Annotated in this window: 16 protein-coding genes; 6 read left to right on the forward strand and 10 right to left on the reverse strand. The window is 37.4% G+C overall.

Annotated features, from left to right (window positions below; all coding sequences use genetic code 11):
• Positions 1 to 4 precede the first annotated feature (4 nt).
• The 6 genes from IEV09_RS10425 to mnmE form a co-directional block, all read right to left on the reverse strand.
• A complete protein-coding gene (locus tag IEV09_RS10425; RefSeq protein ID WP_188368246.1) occupies positions 5 to 814 on the reverse strand; it encodes a PTS system mannose/fructose/sorbose family transporter subunit IID in 810 nt (269 codons plus the stop codon).
• Positions 801 to 1685, reverse strand: a complete 885-nt coding sequence (locus IEV09_RS10430) for a PTS mannose/fructose/sorbose/N-acetylgalactosamine transporter subunit IIC (RefSeq protein WP_188368247.1) — start codon at positions 1683 to 1685, stop codon at positions 801 to 803. Before IEV09_RS10430 ends, IEV09_RS10425 begins: the two co-directional genes overlap by 14 nt.
• Positions 1686 to 1697: 12 nt before the next feature.
• Entirely contained in the window at positions 1698 to 2177 is a 480-nt protein-coding gene (locus IEV09_RS10435) for a PTS sugar transporter subunit IIB (RefSeq protein ID WP_188368248.1), read from the reverse strand.
• Positions 2178 to 2594: 417 nt separating this feature from the next.
• Positions 2595 to 3470, reverse strand: a complete 876-nt coding sequence (locus IEV09_RS10440; RefSeq protein ID WP_188368249.1) for a homoserine O-succinyltransferase — start codon at positions 3468 to 3470, stop codon at positions 2595 to 2597.
• A 291-nt stretch (positions 3471 to 3761) separates the two neighbouring features.
• Positions 3762 to 5663 (reverse strand): tRNA uridine-5-carboxymethylaminomethyl(34) synthesis enzyme MnmG, encoded by a 1902-nt coding sequence (gene mnmG / locus IEV09_RS10445; RefSeq protein ID WP_188368250.1) that lies wholly within the window; start codon positions 5661 to 5663, stop codon positions 3762 to 3764.
• Positions 5664 to 5680: 17 nt separating this feature from the next.
• Complete coding sequence (gene mnmE, locus IEV09_RS10450) at positions 5681 to 7078, reverse strand: tRNA uridine-5-carboxymethylaminomethyl(34) synthesis GTPase MnmE (protein ID WP_188368251.1); 1398 nt, start codon at positions 7076 to 7078, stop codon at positions 5681 to 5683.
• Between the two features lie 238 nt (positions 7079 to 7316).
• Here mnmE and IEV09_RS10455 point away from each other — a divergent pair, with 238 nt between their 5' ends.
• The gene (locus IEV09_RS10455; protein WP_229731707.1) at positions 7317 to 7640 is read left to right on the forward strand and encodes a heavy metal-binding domain-containing protein; all 324 of its coding nucleotides are present in this window, start codon (positions 7317 to 7319) and stop codon (positions 7638 to 7640) included.
• 48 nt (positions 7641 to 7688) lie between these two features.
• Here the strand turns inward: IEV09_RS10455 and jag are convergent, their stop codons facing one another.
• The 4 genes from jag to rpmH all read right to left on the reverse strand — a co-directional run bounded on the left by jag (position 7689) and on the right by rpmH (position 9947).
• Positions 7689 to 8447, reverse strand: a complete 759-nt coding sequence (jag, locus tag IEV09_RS10460; RefSeq protein ID WP_188368253.1) for an RNA-binding cell elongation regulator Jag/EloR — start codon at positions 8445 to 8447, stop codon at positions 7689 to 7691.
• Positions 8448 to 8488: 41 nt separating this feature from the next.
• A complete protein-coding gene (locus tag IEV09_RS10465; RefSeq protein WP_188368254.1) occupies positions 8489 to 9313 on the reverse strand; it encodes a YidC/Oxa1 family membrane protein insertase in 825 nt (274 codons plus the stop codon).
• A 30-nt stretch (positions 9314 to 9343) separates the two neighbouring features.
• A complete protein-coding gene (rnpA, locus tag IEV09_RS10470) occupies positions 9344 to 9685 on the reverse strand; it encodes a ribonuclease P protein component (RefSeq protein ID WP_188368255.1) in 342 nt (113 codons plus the stop codon).
• Positions 9686 to 9812: 127 nt separating this feature from the next.
• Positions 9813 to 9947, reverse strand: a complete 135-nt coding sequence (gene rpmH, locus IEV09_RS10475; RefSeq protein ID WP_071874528.1) for a 50S ribosomal protein L34 — start codon at positions 9945 to 9947, stop codon at positions 9813 to 9815.
• Between the two features lie 539 nt (positions 9948 to 10486).
• Here rpmH and dnaA point away from each other — a divergent pair.
• From dnaA to gyrB, 5 genes are all read left to right on the forward strand, one after another.
• Positions 10487 to 11824 (forward strand): chromosomal replication initiator protein DnaA, encoded by a 1338-nt coding sequence (gene dnaA, locus IEV09_RS10480; RefSeq protein WP_188368256.1) that lies wholly within the window; start codon positions 10487 to 10489, stop codon positions 11822 to 11824.
• Between the two features lie 161 nt (positions 11825 to 11985).
• Positions 11986 to 13116, forward strand: a complete 1131-nt coding sequence (gene dnaN / locus IEV09_RS10485; RefSeq protein ID WP_188368257.1) for a DNA polymerase III subunit beta — start codon at positions 11986 to 11988, stop codon at positions 13114 to 13116.
• Between the two features lie 218 nt (positions 13117 to 13334).
• A complete protein-coding gene (gene yaaA / locus IEV09_RS10490) occupies positions 13335 to 13574 on the forward strand; it encodes a S4 domain-containing protein YaaA (protein WP_188368258.1) in 240 nt (79 codons plus the stop codon).
• Positions 13561 to 14685 carry a DNA replication/repair protein RecF gene (recF, locus tag IEV09_RS10495; protein ID WP_188368259.1) on the forward strand — a complete coding sequence of 375 codons (1125 nt, stop codon included), beginning with the start codon at positions 13561 to 13563 and terminating at the stop codon, positions 14683 to 14685. Before yaaA ends, recF begins: the two co-directional genes overlap by 14 nt.
• Positions 14682 to 16631 (forward strand): DNA topoisomerase (ATP-hydrolyzing) subunit B, encoded by a 1950-nt coding sequence (gene gyrB, locus IEV09_RS10500; protein ID WP_188368260.1) that lies wholly within the window; start codon positions 14682 to 14684, stop codon positions 16629 to 16631. The genes recF and gyrB overlap by 4 nt, the downstream gene beginning before the upstream one ends.
• Positions 16632 to 16652: the final 21 nt, after the last annotated feature.

Below are 16652 nucleotides of genomic sequence, written 5' to 3' on the forward strand. Positions count from 1 at the left end.
CTTATTATTTTGAAATAACGCCTAGTGCAGATAAGGCAATCGATACGATTAATACGATGAAAATCGCACGTGTTGATGTGATATTTTTCTTACCTAATAACCAGTACACAATACCAACGATTAATGCTGGGAATAAACGTGGTAAGATCATGTCTAAGTTATTTTGTAAGCTTAAAGTAACATCTCCAATTGCTGGTGCCCAAGCGATTTTAACGTTAACCATTGTTGCAACTAAGGCTCCAACCATGAATACTCCCATCAACGTTGCCGCATCGGTTAAGGCCGTTAAACGATGTTGCATCGTAGTAACTAAACTAACTCCTTCTTTATAGGAGAACTCTAGTTGTTTCCAACGTAGAACCATGACAGCAACTTGAGCCGCAATCCATAAGAAGACACCTACTGGGTTACCTTGGATCGCCATGTTTGCTGAAATTGCACCAAAGATTGTCGGAATTAAGGCTCCAAAAATGGAGTCACCAATCGCTGCGAATGGTCCCATCAAACCTGTCTTAATACCTGAAACCGTATTAATTCCGTCAATTCCTTCTTTTTCTTCAATCGCTAAATCAATCCCTGTTACGATTGTATTTAAAAAGTTCGACGTATTAAAGAATTGTACGTGGGCGGTCATTGCTGTCTTTAGCTCATCCGTATCATCACCATACATTTTACGTAATTGCGGTAAAATGGTGTATAAGTAACTTGAACCTTGCATACGCTCATAGTTCCAACCTAATTGGAACGTAAGAAGGTTTCTACGGTTAATTTGTTTAAAATCTTCTTTCGTTAATTTATAATTAGATTTCGTCATCGTCAATTTCCCCCTCCGCAGAAGCATTTGAAGTTCCTTGTGTTACTGGTACTGATTGGCTATTTTTGTAGCTAATGGCTGCTAAGGCAAAACCAATTACAGCGATTGCTAACATCGGTAAGCCATTTAAGACTGCTGAATATTCTTCCACAACACTTGCTACGTTGGCACCTAATAGTTGAATGTTGCCAAAAATTGTAGTAAATAGGGCTGTAATTACGAAGCCTAATAATAGATAAGGGAAGTGTTTTTTTACTGGTAAGTAACGTAATAGAATTGCAAAACCGACTGCTGGTAATACCGCTCCGGCAACTGATAATCCATCGCCTAACCATTTTAAGTCGCCATTTAAGATTGCGACAACGCTTTCAACCAATTCGCCACCAAATGCTAGCGCTAAGAAAACTGGAAGCATACGAGACAATGCCCACGGAATCGCTCCTGCTAAATAGCTACGTTCAATTGCTTTGTAGTTAAATGCTTCAATATGAGAATCGATACGATGTGCAAAGAACGTATTTGCAAAACGTCCTAAAATATCCATTTGAATCATTAATGCCGCTACTGGTACTGCGATTGTTGCAATCGCTTGTTCCGGATCCCAACCAAGTGCAATTGAGAATGCCGTTGCTAAAACCGTTCCTGAGTTGGCATCAATTCTTGAAGCCCCACCAAATGTTCCTACACCTAACACTGTTAATTGCATCGAACCACCGATTAGTAAACCTGTTTTAATATCTCCCATTACTAATCCTGCGAATAGCCCCGCAAAAACCGCCGAACTCATTGAAGAGTAAAGTGTTAATTCATCTAAAATTTGGTAACCTGCATATAAGGATAATAGTAATATTTGCCACCATTGAATTGCCATAAGTATTCCCTCCTATTTGTTTAATAAATTCATAAAGTCGTCTGCTCGATCACTTGGAACCATTTGTGAAACAAGACGAATGCCCTGTGCTTTTAACTCTTTAAAAGCTTCTACATCTGCGTCTACCACATTAATAGACTTTGTAATCGAACGTGTTTCTGGTGTTTGTGACATGTTTCCAACGTTAATTTCTTCTAGTTTTACTCCTGCTTGAACGAGTCTTAATAGACGGTCTGGGCGGCGCGCAACAATGAGTAGACGCTGAGAATCATACTTTCCGGCTAAAATGTTTGCAGCTGCTTTTTCAACAGGTAAAACGCTTAACTTCACGCCAGAAGGGGTTGCTAATTTCAAACCACTCTTTTCAATTGCGTTTTCTGCTACCTCATCATCCACGACCATGATTCGACTAATATTTAATTTTGTCGTCCATAGATTCGCTACTTGACCATGTATCAACCTTCCGTCAATTCGCACTCCAATAATACTCATTACTGTTTCCTCCTCAATGACTCCTTTCTTATAAGGAAGCCAACTATTTTAGGCATTACTCTCAAAAATGAAAGATAGCGTTTACAAACAATTGAGCTGTAACTAGAAAGAAGATAACAATAAAATAGATAATAACTTTCTTCTTTTTTCTTTCTAGTAATGAGTCACTCATTATTTATTCAAACCACATTTCAATCTGGTAGTAACCACAACATCAGTATAAATTATCTCATAAAATTGTCAAGTTCAAAATGATAAAAAAAACAGCAGGATAACGATGATCCGCTGTTTTTTTAGCTATTTACGTTCATGAAAACACTTTCATGTCGCTGTTTTCTGACGATTAAAAGTGTTTTTTTACTTTTTCATTATTTTAAAAAATAATTTTCATTTACTTTCTTGCAAACTGGTACTACTTTAAACTCCTGCTCGTTGATCCAACGATGTCAGCCAATTTTGATAAAATAATTGAGCATATGGCTCCCAGTTGTTTACGATTGGTTGATTGACATCATCTTTTTCAAAATAATTTTCAGGTAATTTAGGTGCCAACTTTCGGGCCACATCACGTTCGTATTCTCTTTTTAATGTATTCGTATCGTACTCTAAATGGCCTAAAACATAAATATTTTGATTGCTATTAGAGGTTAAAATCGTTGGTCCAAGGATTGGACTTTGTGCAATCACCTCAAAGTCTTTGCTATTTATTTTTGTTAAATCGATTCCCGTATGACGGGATTGCGGATACGAAAATGTTGCTGGAAAATCGGTCATGAGTGGATGCGTTACTTTTGCTGATTGTAAAAAGAGACCGGATAGTTTTTCTTGGTACAAAATTTTTTCAATCCCATGATGCACATAAAGTGCTGCTTGTGCTCCCCAACAAATATTCAATGTTGAAGTATCCGTTGCTTGACTCCAACGCATTACATCCGTCAACTCTTCCCAATAACTGACTTCCTCAAAAGGAATGGTTTCAATCGGTGCACCTGTAATAATCAAGCCATCGAAAGACTCATCTTTGATTTCAGACAAGGTATGATAATATTTTTCTAAATGAACTTTATCAGTGGTCGTGCTTTGGTAAGTCGCCATCTTTATCAATTTGACTTCAACAGGGTGACCACTACTTGATAATAGGCGGAAAAACTGTTCTTCTGTGACTTCTTTTTGTGGCATCAAATTAATTAATCCTATTTTTAATGATCGGGCTGACTCTTGTTGGTTAAATAAAATCGATTTTCCTAAGATTTGCTGCTTTTCAATCGCAAATCGGTTAATTTCATCACACAAACGCTACTCTCCTCCTATTTTCATTATAAATTCATTTTTCTAATCAATTTATAACAATAGTAGCGAATTGTCAACTTTTTAGCTAGTTATACAGGGATTCTTTTCATTAGTGAGAGATTTTGTTAGCGTTTCACGTGAAACATTTGATTCCTGCTTCACAATCAATGCCCGTTCCCAGTAAAATTAAAACAAAAAAAGAGCTGCAACAAAAGTTACAACTCCTAGATTTCATAGCTAAACGGGTTTTAAAGTCTGTACTTTCAAAAAAACATCAAACCGCTCGCTTATGATTTACTCTTTTACCTTCGCAATCTTACCTTGTTCGATGTAAACCATCAAAATACTAATATCAGCTGGATTGACACCGCTAATTCGGCTAGCTTGGGCGATTGTTTCGGGTTGGATTTTTTGTAATTTTTGGCGTGCTTCAGTTGCTAAGCCATTAATTGCCTCATAGTCAATTCGTTCTGGAATGCGTTTTGATTCCATGCGTTTTAACTTATCAACTTTTTCCATCGCTTTTTTGATGTAGCCTTCGTATTTAATTTGAATTTCAATTTGTTCAATTTCCTTATTGGTTAAGGCTTCACCCGGTTTTTCAGGTATGAAAGGGACAAGGTGAGCATAAGAAATCTCTGGTCGACGTAAAATTTCATAGGCTAAGATGCCATCTTTCAGTGTTGCTGAGTTGATCGACTCTAAGAAAGCTTGGAGCTCTGCGGTTGGTTTCAATCGAATGCCTTTCAAGCGCTCAATCTCTTCAGCAACAGCGGCTTTTTTCTTCTTATATGCGTTGTATTGCTCGTCTTTTACAAGTCCGATATCATAGCCCATTTGTGTTAGACGTAAATCAGCATTATCATGACGTAAAATTAAACGATATTCGGCGCGAGACGTTAGTAAACGATAGGGCTCTGTTGTCCCTTTTGTGACTAAATCATCAATCATTACACCGATATAACCATCACTGCGTTTTAAGACGAGTGGTTCTTTTCCTTGGATTTTTAAAGCCGCATTAATACCGGCAATTAGTCCTTGGCTAGCTGCTTCTTCATAGCCACTTGTCCCGTTTGTTTGACCTGCTGTATAGAGGTTTTCAATGTTTTTGGTTTCGAGTGTTGGACGTAATTGATGAGGGACGACCACATCATATTCAATCGCATAACCAGTACGCATCATTTGCGCGTTTTCTAATCCTACGACTGAATGTAACACGTCCATTTGAACATCTTCGGGTAAAGAAGAAGACAAACCTTGAACATAGACTTCTTCAGTATTTAAGCCTTCTGGTTCTAAGAAAATCTGATGGCGTTCTTTATCGGCAAAACGGACAATTTTATCTTCGATTGATGGGCAATAGCGCGCGCCAACCCCTTCAACAATTCCGGTAAACATTGGAGCACGGTGTAAATTATTTTGAATAATTTGATGGGTAGTTGGGTTAGTATAAGTTAACCAACATGGTACTTGATCTTGCAAATACTTACTATCTGGCGTTGCAAAACTGAAATGATTTGGCGTCTCATCCCCTGGTTGAATTTCTGTCACAGAGTAATCAATACTGCTCGCTTTGATTCGTGGTGGTGTTCCAGTTTTAAAGCGTTCAATTTCCAATCCTAGTTCTTTTAAGTTATCGGCTAGTGCAACTGCTGGTAATGAATTATTCGGACCGGAAGAATATTTTAACTCACCGATAATAATTTCACCACGTAAAGCCGTTCCCGCAGTAATCACAACCGCTTTGGCATAATGTTTTGTCCCAGCTGATGTAATTACTCCACGACAAACACCGTCTTCTACAATAATTTGATCCACGATACCTTGACGTAACGATAACAAATCTTCTTGTTCAATGACATGCTTCATTTCTGCTGCATAGGCTTGTTTATCTGCTTGTGCACGTAAAGCGCGAACAGCAGGACCTTTTCCTGTATTTAACATCCGCATTTGGATATAGGTTTTATCAATATTTTTCCCCATCTCGCCACCAAGGGCATCGATTTCGCGGACAACAACCCCTTTTGCGGGGCCTCCAACTGAGGGGTTACATGGCATAAATGCGACCATATCTAAATTTAATGTAATGAGCATTGTTTTTAAGCCCATGCGACTGCTTGCTAATGCTGCTTCTGAGCCGGCATGTCCGCCGCCGACAACGATAACATCAAATGATTCGCCTTCATAATATTGCATGAATTGTTCTTCCTTCCTTATTTCCCTAAACAAAATTGACTAAATAACTGTGTAATTAATTCATCTTGTACACTATCGCCGACCACTTCGCCTAAATAATCCCAACAACGCGTCATATCCATTTGCACTAAATCAACTGGCATGCCGATTTCAATGCCATGTAAGACTTCATCTAGCGCTTGAACAGCTTGTTCTAATAAACCAATATGGCGTGTATTTGAAAGGTAAGAGGCATCTTTTTCGCCCGTTTTCCCACCAAAGAATAGGTTTGCAATCGCTGTTTCTAATGAGTCAAATCCATCGTTTTCTAAGACTGAAATTGCATAAATCGGTGTCTCTCCTACCAATTTACGTAACATTTCTTGATCTAAACGAGGCGTTAAATCGGTTTTATTCAATAGGATAATTCGTTTGCTATCTTTCGTTGCTTCAATTAATTGCTGATCTTCGGCTGTCAGTTCTTCGTTTTGATTTAAAACGAGTAATACTAAGTCCGCTTCTGTTAATGCTTTGCGACTACGTTCCACACCAATTCGTTCAACGACATCCTCTGTCTCACGAATTCCTGCGGTATCGATGAGTTTCAATGGAACGCCCCGTAAATTGACGTATTCTTCAATCACATCACGCGTTGTTCCTGCAATATTGGTAACAATCGCTTTTTCTTCTTGTAAAAGATGATTCAGCAAGCTTGATTTTCCAACGTTTGGTCGACCAATAATTGCGGTACTTAAGCCTTCACGTAAGATTTTTCCTTGCTGTGCAGTTTGTAGCAATGCTTGAATTTGTGCTTTGACTTGATGGGCTTTTTCAACGAGTAATTGTGTCGTTAATTCTTCGACATCATCATATTCTGGATAATCAATATTAACTTCTACTTGAGCCAGTGTCATTAGGATTTCTTGGCGTAACGCACGAATTAACGTCGATAAGTTACCATCTAATTGGTTCAAGGCTAAATGCATCGCACGATCGGTCTTGGCGCGGATCAAATCCATCACGGCTTCAGCCTGTGATAAGTCCATACGACCATTTAAAAAGGCACGCTTGGTAAATTCTCCTGGTTCAGCTAAACGAGCACCCTGACGTAATAAGAGCTGTAAAATTTGATTAACGACAACAATCCCACCATGGCAATTGATCTCAACAATATCTTCACGCGTAAACGTCTTAGGTCCTTTCATAACAGAAACCATGACTTCATCAATTAATTGTTCATTTGCTGGATCATATAGGTGACCATAGTTAATCGTGTGACTTGCGACTTCTTGTAATTTTTTTGAACCGTTACGATAAATGCGATCCGCAATTTTAAAGGCGTCATCGCCACTCAAACGAACAATACTAATCGCACCTTCACCCGGTGGCGTTGAGATTGCTGCAATGGTATCGAACTCTTGCGTAAACTTTGCCAATGAAATTCCTCCTAATTTTTGACACAAAAAAAGCGCACACTCCACCCTTAGACGTTAAACGTTCGGGTAGACTTTGCACTTTGACTGCTTTGGTCTGATTGAATTCTTGTCATAGAGTAGCATATTTTTTTAAAGCTGACAAGTCTGACTCCTTTTAAGTTTTGCTTAAGTCACTAAAAAGGATTAATATAAAGAAGAAAGAGCGTTTTATTATTCGACTCCAGAAAGGATGCGTCAAATGAAGCAAGTTGATCCGCAACAAAGCATCGACAAAATCATGCTCGCTACAGGAAATATCAGTCGTCCCTACATTGTTCGGGACATCGTTTTTGCGATGAATACCATTGATTTTCCGACTTTTAACACAACAAAAGATCCAAATGACCTTTTTACTATCGTCATTCAACAATTAAAAGAAAAAGCACTCGAGTACAGCGCCGATGCCATTATTAATTGCCACTTTTCTTATGCACATGAACAAATGAATCCTGAAGAACCGATTGTCCGTATTTCAGCTTATGGGACGATTGTCCAATTTCGTAATTCAACAATTGGCGGTTAACAAAAAAAATCGACCAACACCTTCTCAATCATGGTGTTGGTCGATTTTTTAATAATATTTTTTTGCCGGTTCAACGACTAAGTAACGATACGGTTCTTCACCTTCAGAGTGCGTTTTTACGTAATCCTTCTTACTTAACGCTGCATGAATTTGTTTGCGTTCAAAAGCAGGCATCGGTTCTAAGAAGATTGGACGCCCGGTACGATCGACTTTTTCTGCCGTACGTTCCGCTAGGCGTTGTAGAATCGCTTGGCGTTTTTCACGATAGTTACCAACGTTGATTACAATTGAAATTTTATTTTGTGCTAGGCGATGAATAAAGACTTGCGATAGATATTGCAAAGCATTTAAGACTTTTCCGTGTTTCCCAATCAAAATCCCTTGTTTCTCTGTCTCTAGTTGGAAAACATATAAATGATCTTCACGTGTCATCTTAACAAGAGCAGGAGCATTCAGTGCTTTTGAAATATCGGTTAAATAAATCGCTAGCTGGGTCAATGCTTCTTCATCCGTAACACCTTCAGAAGTAGCGGACTTTTTGGCTTTTGGTGTTGCACTCACTGGTTTTTCGATGATTGCTGCGTTAACTGGTGATTCTTTAATCAGTTTTTCGGTACTGGAGCTTTTTTCCACTTCTTTTGAAACAATTGGTTCCACTGAAATTCGGAAATTTTTCTTACCAATCCCTAAAAAGCCTTTTTTTCCTTCTTCAACAATTCCAATTGATACTTGATCTCTTTCTAGATCAAGTGCCTTTAGTCCTTGAGCAATCGCCTCTTCAATCGTTGCTGCTTCAAAAATTGACATCTGTATAACTCCCCTCTATTCTTCTATGCTTTTCGTTTTTATTATTTCTTACGTTTTTTCTTTGGATTTTGTGCCTTTTGTAATGCTTTGATACGATCGCGTTCCGCTTTTGCAACGGCCTCACGTTCTTTAATAATCTTAAATGGATTGTTAATCAATAATGTTTGTCCCACTTGGAAGGCATTTGAAATCACCCAATATAGAGATAACGCACTTGGTAAGTTAATCGCCATCACTAAAATCATAATCGGCATCACATAATTCATCACTTTTAAGCTCGCATTGGCTTCAACTTGGCTCATACTTGATAAGTACGTACTACCAAAAGTAAAGATTGCCGCTAAAATTGGTAAAATAAAGTACGGATCAGGCTCGCCTAATACTTTAATCCATAAGAAACTTCCTTCTCTTAGTTCTGGTACTCGAGAAATCGCTTGGTAAACAGCCATTAAGATTGGCATTTGGACTAGTAATGGTAAACAGCCTGCATAAGGGTTAACACCATGTTCTGCGTAAAGCTTTTGTGTTTCCTCACGTAATTTTTGTTGTGTTTCAATATCTTTTGATGCATATTTTTTTTGTAATTGTTTGACTTTAGGTTGTACATCTTGCGTTTTACGCATGCTTTTTGTTTGGAAGTGCATTAATGGTAACAAGATGATTCGAGTTAAGATTGTAAATAAAATAATTCCTAAACCACGACTGCCTCCTATTGATAACCATTTGATAGCACGTGCAAAATTGTAAACAATGACTTCCCAAACACCTGTACTCGATGCTGAAATCTCACCTGTTCCACAAGCGGATAAAACAACAACAAAGACAAGCATCGTCATTAATAATCGTAGACGATTTCTTTTTTTCACTAGACTAATTCCTTCCTTCATTCAATTGAATTACTTTTTAATTACTTTCGCAAGTTTTAAGACATGCTGTAAATTTGAGTTTATTTCTTGAAAAGATAAAAGTGCGACAGAAGGTCTTGCAATGATTATAAAATCAACATCTGGCGATAACTGCTCCCTTAGTTCTTGCAGACTAGCGCGAATTTTGCGCTTAACCGCATTTCTTCGTACCGCATTCCCGACTTTTTTACCAACCGAGATTCCCACACGAAAATGATTTTGATCTTTCTTCGGTAAAACATACACGACGAAATTTCGATTAGCCGACGATTTCCCCGATACAAAAACCTTTTGAAATTCTTTCTCTTTCTTGACACGATAGGACTTTCTCATGCTTTTACATCATTTCCTTCTACTTATATTACTGCATTACTACTAATCAATCATACCATAATTAGCCGAAAAGGTATCACCCTTTCGGCTAAAAAAGTATAAAAAAAAACCACTGATTTGCAGTGGCTTATGCAGAAAGAACCTTTCTGCCTTTACGACGACGGCTAGCGATTACGCGGCGACCGTTTTTAGTACTCATACGTTTGCGGAAACCGTGAACTTTTGAATGTTTACGTTTACTTGGTTGATATGTTCTTTTCATTCTTTTCACCTCCAAAAAAGGAATTGCTATCGATACTTTTCGACATACCTTGATATTATAACGAATGGACTCCACTTTTGTCAATCAAAAAATGGATATTTTCTTTTATGCGTTGCTTCAAATCAAAACCAAGTTATCCACAAAATACTTTTTTTCACTAAAACTACCTGTGAATTCTTTACAATTTCAAAAAAACTGTCCCAAAGCTTGTCCCCGACTTTTCCACACATTCACAAGGCAATATAAGTTATGCACAACCCGGCTTTTTCCTGTGCACAACTTTACATAAACCCTTTTAAATCAATGTGTTTTATCCATAGTTGTCTGTGCATAACTTTTTAATAAACAAGTTATCAACAAGGGAGTTGTCTTTGTGGATAACTTTATTTTAGCCTTGTGGATTTCTTTTTTTACTCCTTGTTGAAACTGTGGATGAATTTCTTTTTTTTTATATTTTTCAGTGTTTCTGTGGAAAACTTTTTGATTTCATGCTAAATTGGTAATATCTATCTTTATCTATTCTTACAGGAGGATGAATTATGCCATCTCTTGAAACTATATGGAGAGAATTGCAGGACAGTTATCGTAAAGAAATGAATCCAGTTAGCTATAATACGTGGATTGAACCTGCAAAACCTCTATCCTTTCAAAATAAGCAATTAATTATTGAAGTACCAACAATGATTCAAAAGAATTATTGGGAAAAAAATCTAGCAAGTAAAATTTTAGAAACCTTTTATATGATGAGTGGCGAAGAAATCTTACCGATCTTTGTAACACCAGATGAGGCTGAAAGCCTGATCCAACAAGTAAGCGAACAAAAAAAAGAAGCATTTGAAGATACAAACAAGAGCAAGGCCCTTTTAAATTCGAAATATACATTCGACACTTTCGTTATTGGTAAAGGAAACCAAATGGCCCATGCAGCAGCCTTAGTTGTTGCTGAAGATCCTGGATCAATTTATAATCCACTATTTTTCTATGGTGGCGTTGGTCTTGGTAAAACCCATTTAATGCATGCTATTGGTCATCAAATGTTACTCAAGCGCCCACATGCTAAAATTAAATATGTCAGCAGTGAAAATTTTACGAATGATTTTATTACGTCGATTCAAAAAAATCGCATGGAAGAATTTCGTAATGAATATCGAACAGTTGATTTATTGCTCGTCGATGATATTCAGTTTTTAGTCAACAAAGAGGGGACACAAGAAGAGTTTTTCAACACATTTGAAGAACTTTATCGGAATAATAAGCAAATTGTTTTAACAAGTGATCGTTTGCCAAATGAAATTCCAACTTTACCGCAACGACTTGTTTCGCGCTTCGCCTGGGGCTTATCAGTTGATATTACTCCCCCAGATTTAGAAACTCGAACAGCGATTTTACGTAAGAAAGCAGAAGCTGAGAACCTTGAAATTCCAGATGATACCCTAAGTTATATTGCCGGCCAAATTGACTCAAACATTCGTGAATTAGAAGGCGCGCTTGTCCGAGTTCAAGCCTTTGCTGCGATTCAAAGTGCAGATATCACAACGAGTTTAGCAGCTGAAGCACTCAAAGCGTTAAAAGCTAGCCATCATTTAACTCAAGTTTCGATTCTACAAATTCAAGAAGAAGTCGCAAAGTACTATCATTTACAAATTAAAGATTTAAAAGGGAAAAAACGTGTCAAAAATATCGTTGTTCCTCGTCAAATCGCTATGTATTTATCAAGAGAATTAACTGATAACTCACTACCCAAAATTGGTGCCGAATTTGGTGGGAAAGATCATACAACTGTCATTCATGCGCATGAAAAAATTCAACAACTACTAAAACATGATGCAATTATTCAAAATGAGATTAAAGAAATTAAAGAAATCATTTATAACTAGTTGTGTATAAGTCTTTAAAAAATCATAAAGTTTTCCACAAGTTATTCACAGGTGGAAAACTTTATTTATCGAGGTTTATTAGTAGTTATCCACATTACTAACAGGCCTACTACTTCTACTACTTTTTTTTATTAATAATCAATCTAAAAGGAGCTGCCATTATGAAACTAACTTTAAATCGTAATGCTTTTATTCAAGAACTACAAAAAGTTCAAAGAGCCATAGCCACAAAAACAACAATCAATATTCTTACAGGGGTAAAAATTGACTTAACAAATCAAGGATTAACCCTTACAGGAAGTAACGCAGAAATCTCAATTGAATCTTTTTTAAGTGTTGAAGATGAAAATGCACAAATGAACATTGAAAGAACAGGATCCGTTGTTTTACAAGCCCGTTTCTTTAGTGAAATCATTCGTCGTTTGCCAGAAGAACATTTTACACTAGAAGTTTTAGAACAAAACCAAGTTAAGATTACTTCAGGGAAAGCTTATTTTACCGTTAATGGCTTGGATTCAGACAATTATCCACATTTACCAATTATCGACACACCAAATCAAATTCAAATACCGATTCAAGTTTTAAATAAACTCATTAGCGAAACAGTCTTTTCTGTTTCTCAACACGAAAGTCGTCCAATTTTGACAGGGGTCCATTTTGTTTTATCAAACGAAGTTTTACTCGCAGTTGCAACGGATTCCCATCGTTTAAGTCAACGTAAAATTCCATTAGCCGATACAGCTGAACAATTTGATATTGTGATTCCTGGGAAAAGCTTAATTGAATTATCGCGTTCATTATCAGATGAAGAAGGCGATGTTAGCATTCGCATGATGGATAACCAAGTGCTATTTGAAATCGAAGGCATGAAGTTTTACTCTCGTTTACTCGAAGGGGCGTATCCTGATACGAACCGTTTAATTCCAACAAGCTTCAATACAACGATTGAATTTGAAGGAAAAGCCTTTTTAGCAGCGATTGATCGTGCATCATTGTTATCACATGAAGGGCGCAATAATATTGTCCGCTTGCATATTGCCGATGATGGCGTGATTTTATATGGAAATTCACCAGAAATCGGAAAAGTAGAAGAAAGCCTTAATTACAATCAAGTTTCTGGCGAACCGTTAGATATTTCCTTTAATCCTGATTACATGAAAGCTGCTTTACGTGCTTTTGGCGATACGACGATTAAAATTCAATTTATTTCGGCAATTCGTCCATTTATTTTAGAACCGTCAGAAGGTCAAGGCGAATTTGTGCAATTAATTACTCCGGTTCGTACGAATTAATTATCCTTTTTCATTTATTTTTGAAAATAATGAAACTTCAAACAGAAAATAAGAAAAACGCCCTAAAATGACTTTTAAGGCGTTTTTTGCTTTTTTAAGGAAAATAACTAAAAGGCATCAACGTTGCTAAAATCCAAGAATAACTGGATAAATTTGTTTTTTTGCCCATAAAAGGGTATAATATTATGAGTGTACTCTTGATAGAATTGAGGGATAAAATGAAAACAACGATTTATTTACAAACTGAATATATGACGCTAACGCAAATGTTAAAAGAAGCCAATATTATTGGTAGCGGTGGTCAAGCAAAATGGTATTTAGCAGATAATACCGTTTTTGTCGACGGTGAACCTGAAAACCGTCGCGGTCGAAAATTGTATGCTGGCATGATGATTGAGATACCCGGGGAGGGTACTTTCTTTATGAAATCACAGGATCAATTAAATGAGACTGAATGAGCTTCAAATCAAGAATTTTCGTAATTATGACGAAGCCCATTTAACATTTGATAAAAATTTAGTTATTTTTTTAGGTGAAAATGCTCAGGGTAAAACGAATTTACTCGAAAGCATTTTTGTTTTATCTATGACTCGAAGCCATCGAACGGCGCAAGAACAAGAATTAATCGGCTGGGAACAAGAAAATGCTTATATCAAAGGCGTCATTCAAAAAAAACATGCGACTGTTCCTTTAGAAATTTTGCTAACCAAAAAAGGACGCAAAACGAAAGTGAATCATATCGAACAAAAAAAGTTAAGTAGCTATGTTGGACAAATGAATGTGATTTTATTTGCGCCGGAAGATCTTTCATTAGTCAAAGGCAGTCCGCAATTACGTCGTCGCTTCTTAGATATGGAAATTGGTCAAATCAATCCAATTTATTTGTATGATTTAGTCCAATACCAAAAAATCTTAAAGCAACGCAATCAATATTTAAAACAATTGTTTGAAAAAAAACAAACCGATGAACTTTATTTAGATGTTTTAACGGAGCAATTGGTTGAATTTGGCAGTAAAATTTTCTTGGCACGACAGTTTTTTGTTCGACGCTTAGAACACTGGGCCAATCAATTGCATCATCAAATTAGTCAAGGAAAAGAACAATTAGCCATCGAATATGTCGCGAGTTTGCCATTGGCGGATCACACGGATTTAGCAACGATTAAAACCGATTTTTTAGCGGCATTAACTAAAAATCGTGACAAAGAACGTTACCGTCAAATGACAACCGTCGGCCCGCACCGCGATGATTTAATTTTTTTGATTAATCAAAAAAATGTGCAGACGTTCGGCTCACAAGGACAGCAACGAACAACTGCGCTAAGTGTCCGCCTAGCTGAAATTGATTTAATTCAGGAAGAAACGGGTGAATACCCGATATTACTACTCGATGATGTGATGAGTGAATTGGATGACTCTCGTCAACTCCATTTACTAAAAACAATTGAAAATAAAGTACAAACATTTTTAACAACAACGACATTGGAACATTTGAAAAATAAAATGACCGTTGAACCAGAAATTTACTATGTTCAACAAGGATTAATTAAAGGAGAGAACGCACAGTGACCGAAGAAAAAAAAAATATAGCTGAATTAGCAAAAGAATATGATGCGAGTCAGATACAAGTTTTAGAAGGTTTAGAAGCGGTTAGAAAACGACCAGGTATGTATATTGGTTCGACAAGTTCTGAAGGCTTACACCACTTAGTTTGGGAAATTGTCGATAACTCAATCGATGAAGCGCTCGCTGGTTTTGCAACAACGATTGAAGTCATTATTGAAAAAGACAATAGTATTACCGTTGTTGATGATGGTCGAGGCATTCCAATTGGAATTCAAGCCAAAACAGGCCGTCCGGCAGTTGAAACCGTCTTTACCGTGCTTCATGCAGGTGGCAAATTTGGTGGCGGTGGATACAAAGTTTCTGGTGGTTTACATGGTGTTGGTTCTTCCGTTGTTAATGCTTTGTCTGAAAAATTAGATGTAAAAGTCTATAAAGATGGCCAAATCCATTATCAAGAATTTTTCCGAGGAAAAGTAGGTTCAGACTTAAAAGTTATTGGTGAAACCGATCGTCACGGAACAGAAGTCCACTTTATTCCCGACAGTGAAATTTTTACGGAAACAACCGAATTTGATTTTGAAAAATTAGGCAAGCGTGTCCGCGAATTGGCCTTTTTAAACCGTGGTTTGAATATCTCGATTGAAGATCGTCGTCCAGAAGAGCCGATTTTAAATAAATATTACTATGAGGGTGGAATTAAGAGTTACGTTGAGCATTTAAATGCCAATAAAACCGTTCTGTTCCCTGAACCGATTTTCCTTGAAGGTGAACAACAAGATATTATTGTTGAAGTATCGATGCAATACACGGATGGCTACCACACAAACTTATTAAGTTTTGCCAATAACATCCACACGTATGAAGGTGGGACGCATGAATCAGGTTTTAAAACAGCCTTAACACGTGTCATTAATGACTATGCTCGCCGTCAAAAAATTATGAAAGACAACGATGAAAACTTAACAGGTGAAGATGTACGTGAAGGCTTAACCGTTGTTATTTCGATTAAACATCCTGATCCGCAATTTGAGGGTCAAACAAAAACCAAATTAGGAAACTCTGAAGTCCGCACCGTAACGGATCGTCTTTTCTCGGAGCATTTCTTGAAATTCTTAATGGAAAATCCGACAGTTAGTCGTCAAATTGTTGAAAAAGGTTTGCTCGCTTCGCGTGCGCGTTTAGCAGCAAAGAGAGCGCGTGAAGTCACTCGTCGTAAAGGCGCGTTAGAAATTAGTAACTTGCCAGGTAAATTAGCCGATTGCTCTAGTCGTGATCCAGAAAAAACAGAATTGTTTATCGTCGAGGGAGACTCGGCCGGAGGTTCTGCGAAACAAGGACGTAGCCGTGAATTCCAAGCAATTTTACCGATTCGAGGAAAGATTTTAAACGTTGAAAAAGCATCAATGGATAAAATTTTAGCGAACGAAGAGATCCGTGCACTGTTTACCGCAATGGGAACCGGTTTTGGTTCAGATTTTGATGTGTCAAAAGCACGTTACCATAAATTAGTCATCATGACCGATGCCGATGTCGATGGTGCTCATATCCGTACGTTGTTATTAACACTGTTTTATCGTTATATGCGTCCAATTGTTGAAGCCGGTTATGTCTATATCGCGCAACCGCCATTGTATGGGGTAAAACAAGGGAAGAAAATCATTTATGTTCAACCTGGAAAAGAGGCTGAAACGCGTTTACAAGAAGTGATTGATTCGTTACCAGCAACACCAAAACCAAGTATTCAACGTTATAAAGGTTTAGGGGAGATGGATGACCATCAATTATGGGAAACGACGATGGACCCCGAGAATCGTTTAATGCTACAAGTGACGGTCGAAGATGCTGTTGAAGCGGATCAAGTTTTTGAAATGTTAATGGGTGATAAAGTCGAGCCGCGTCGTGCTTTTATTGAAGAAAATGCGCACTACGTGAAAAATTTAGATATTTAATTCGAAGAAGGAGGAAAAATT

The sequence above is a fragment of the Enterococcus alcedinis genome, assembly GCF_014635985.1.
GTDB lineage: Bacteria > Bacillota > Bacilli > Lactobacillales > Enterococcaceae > Enterococcus_I > Enterococcus_I alcedinis.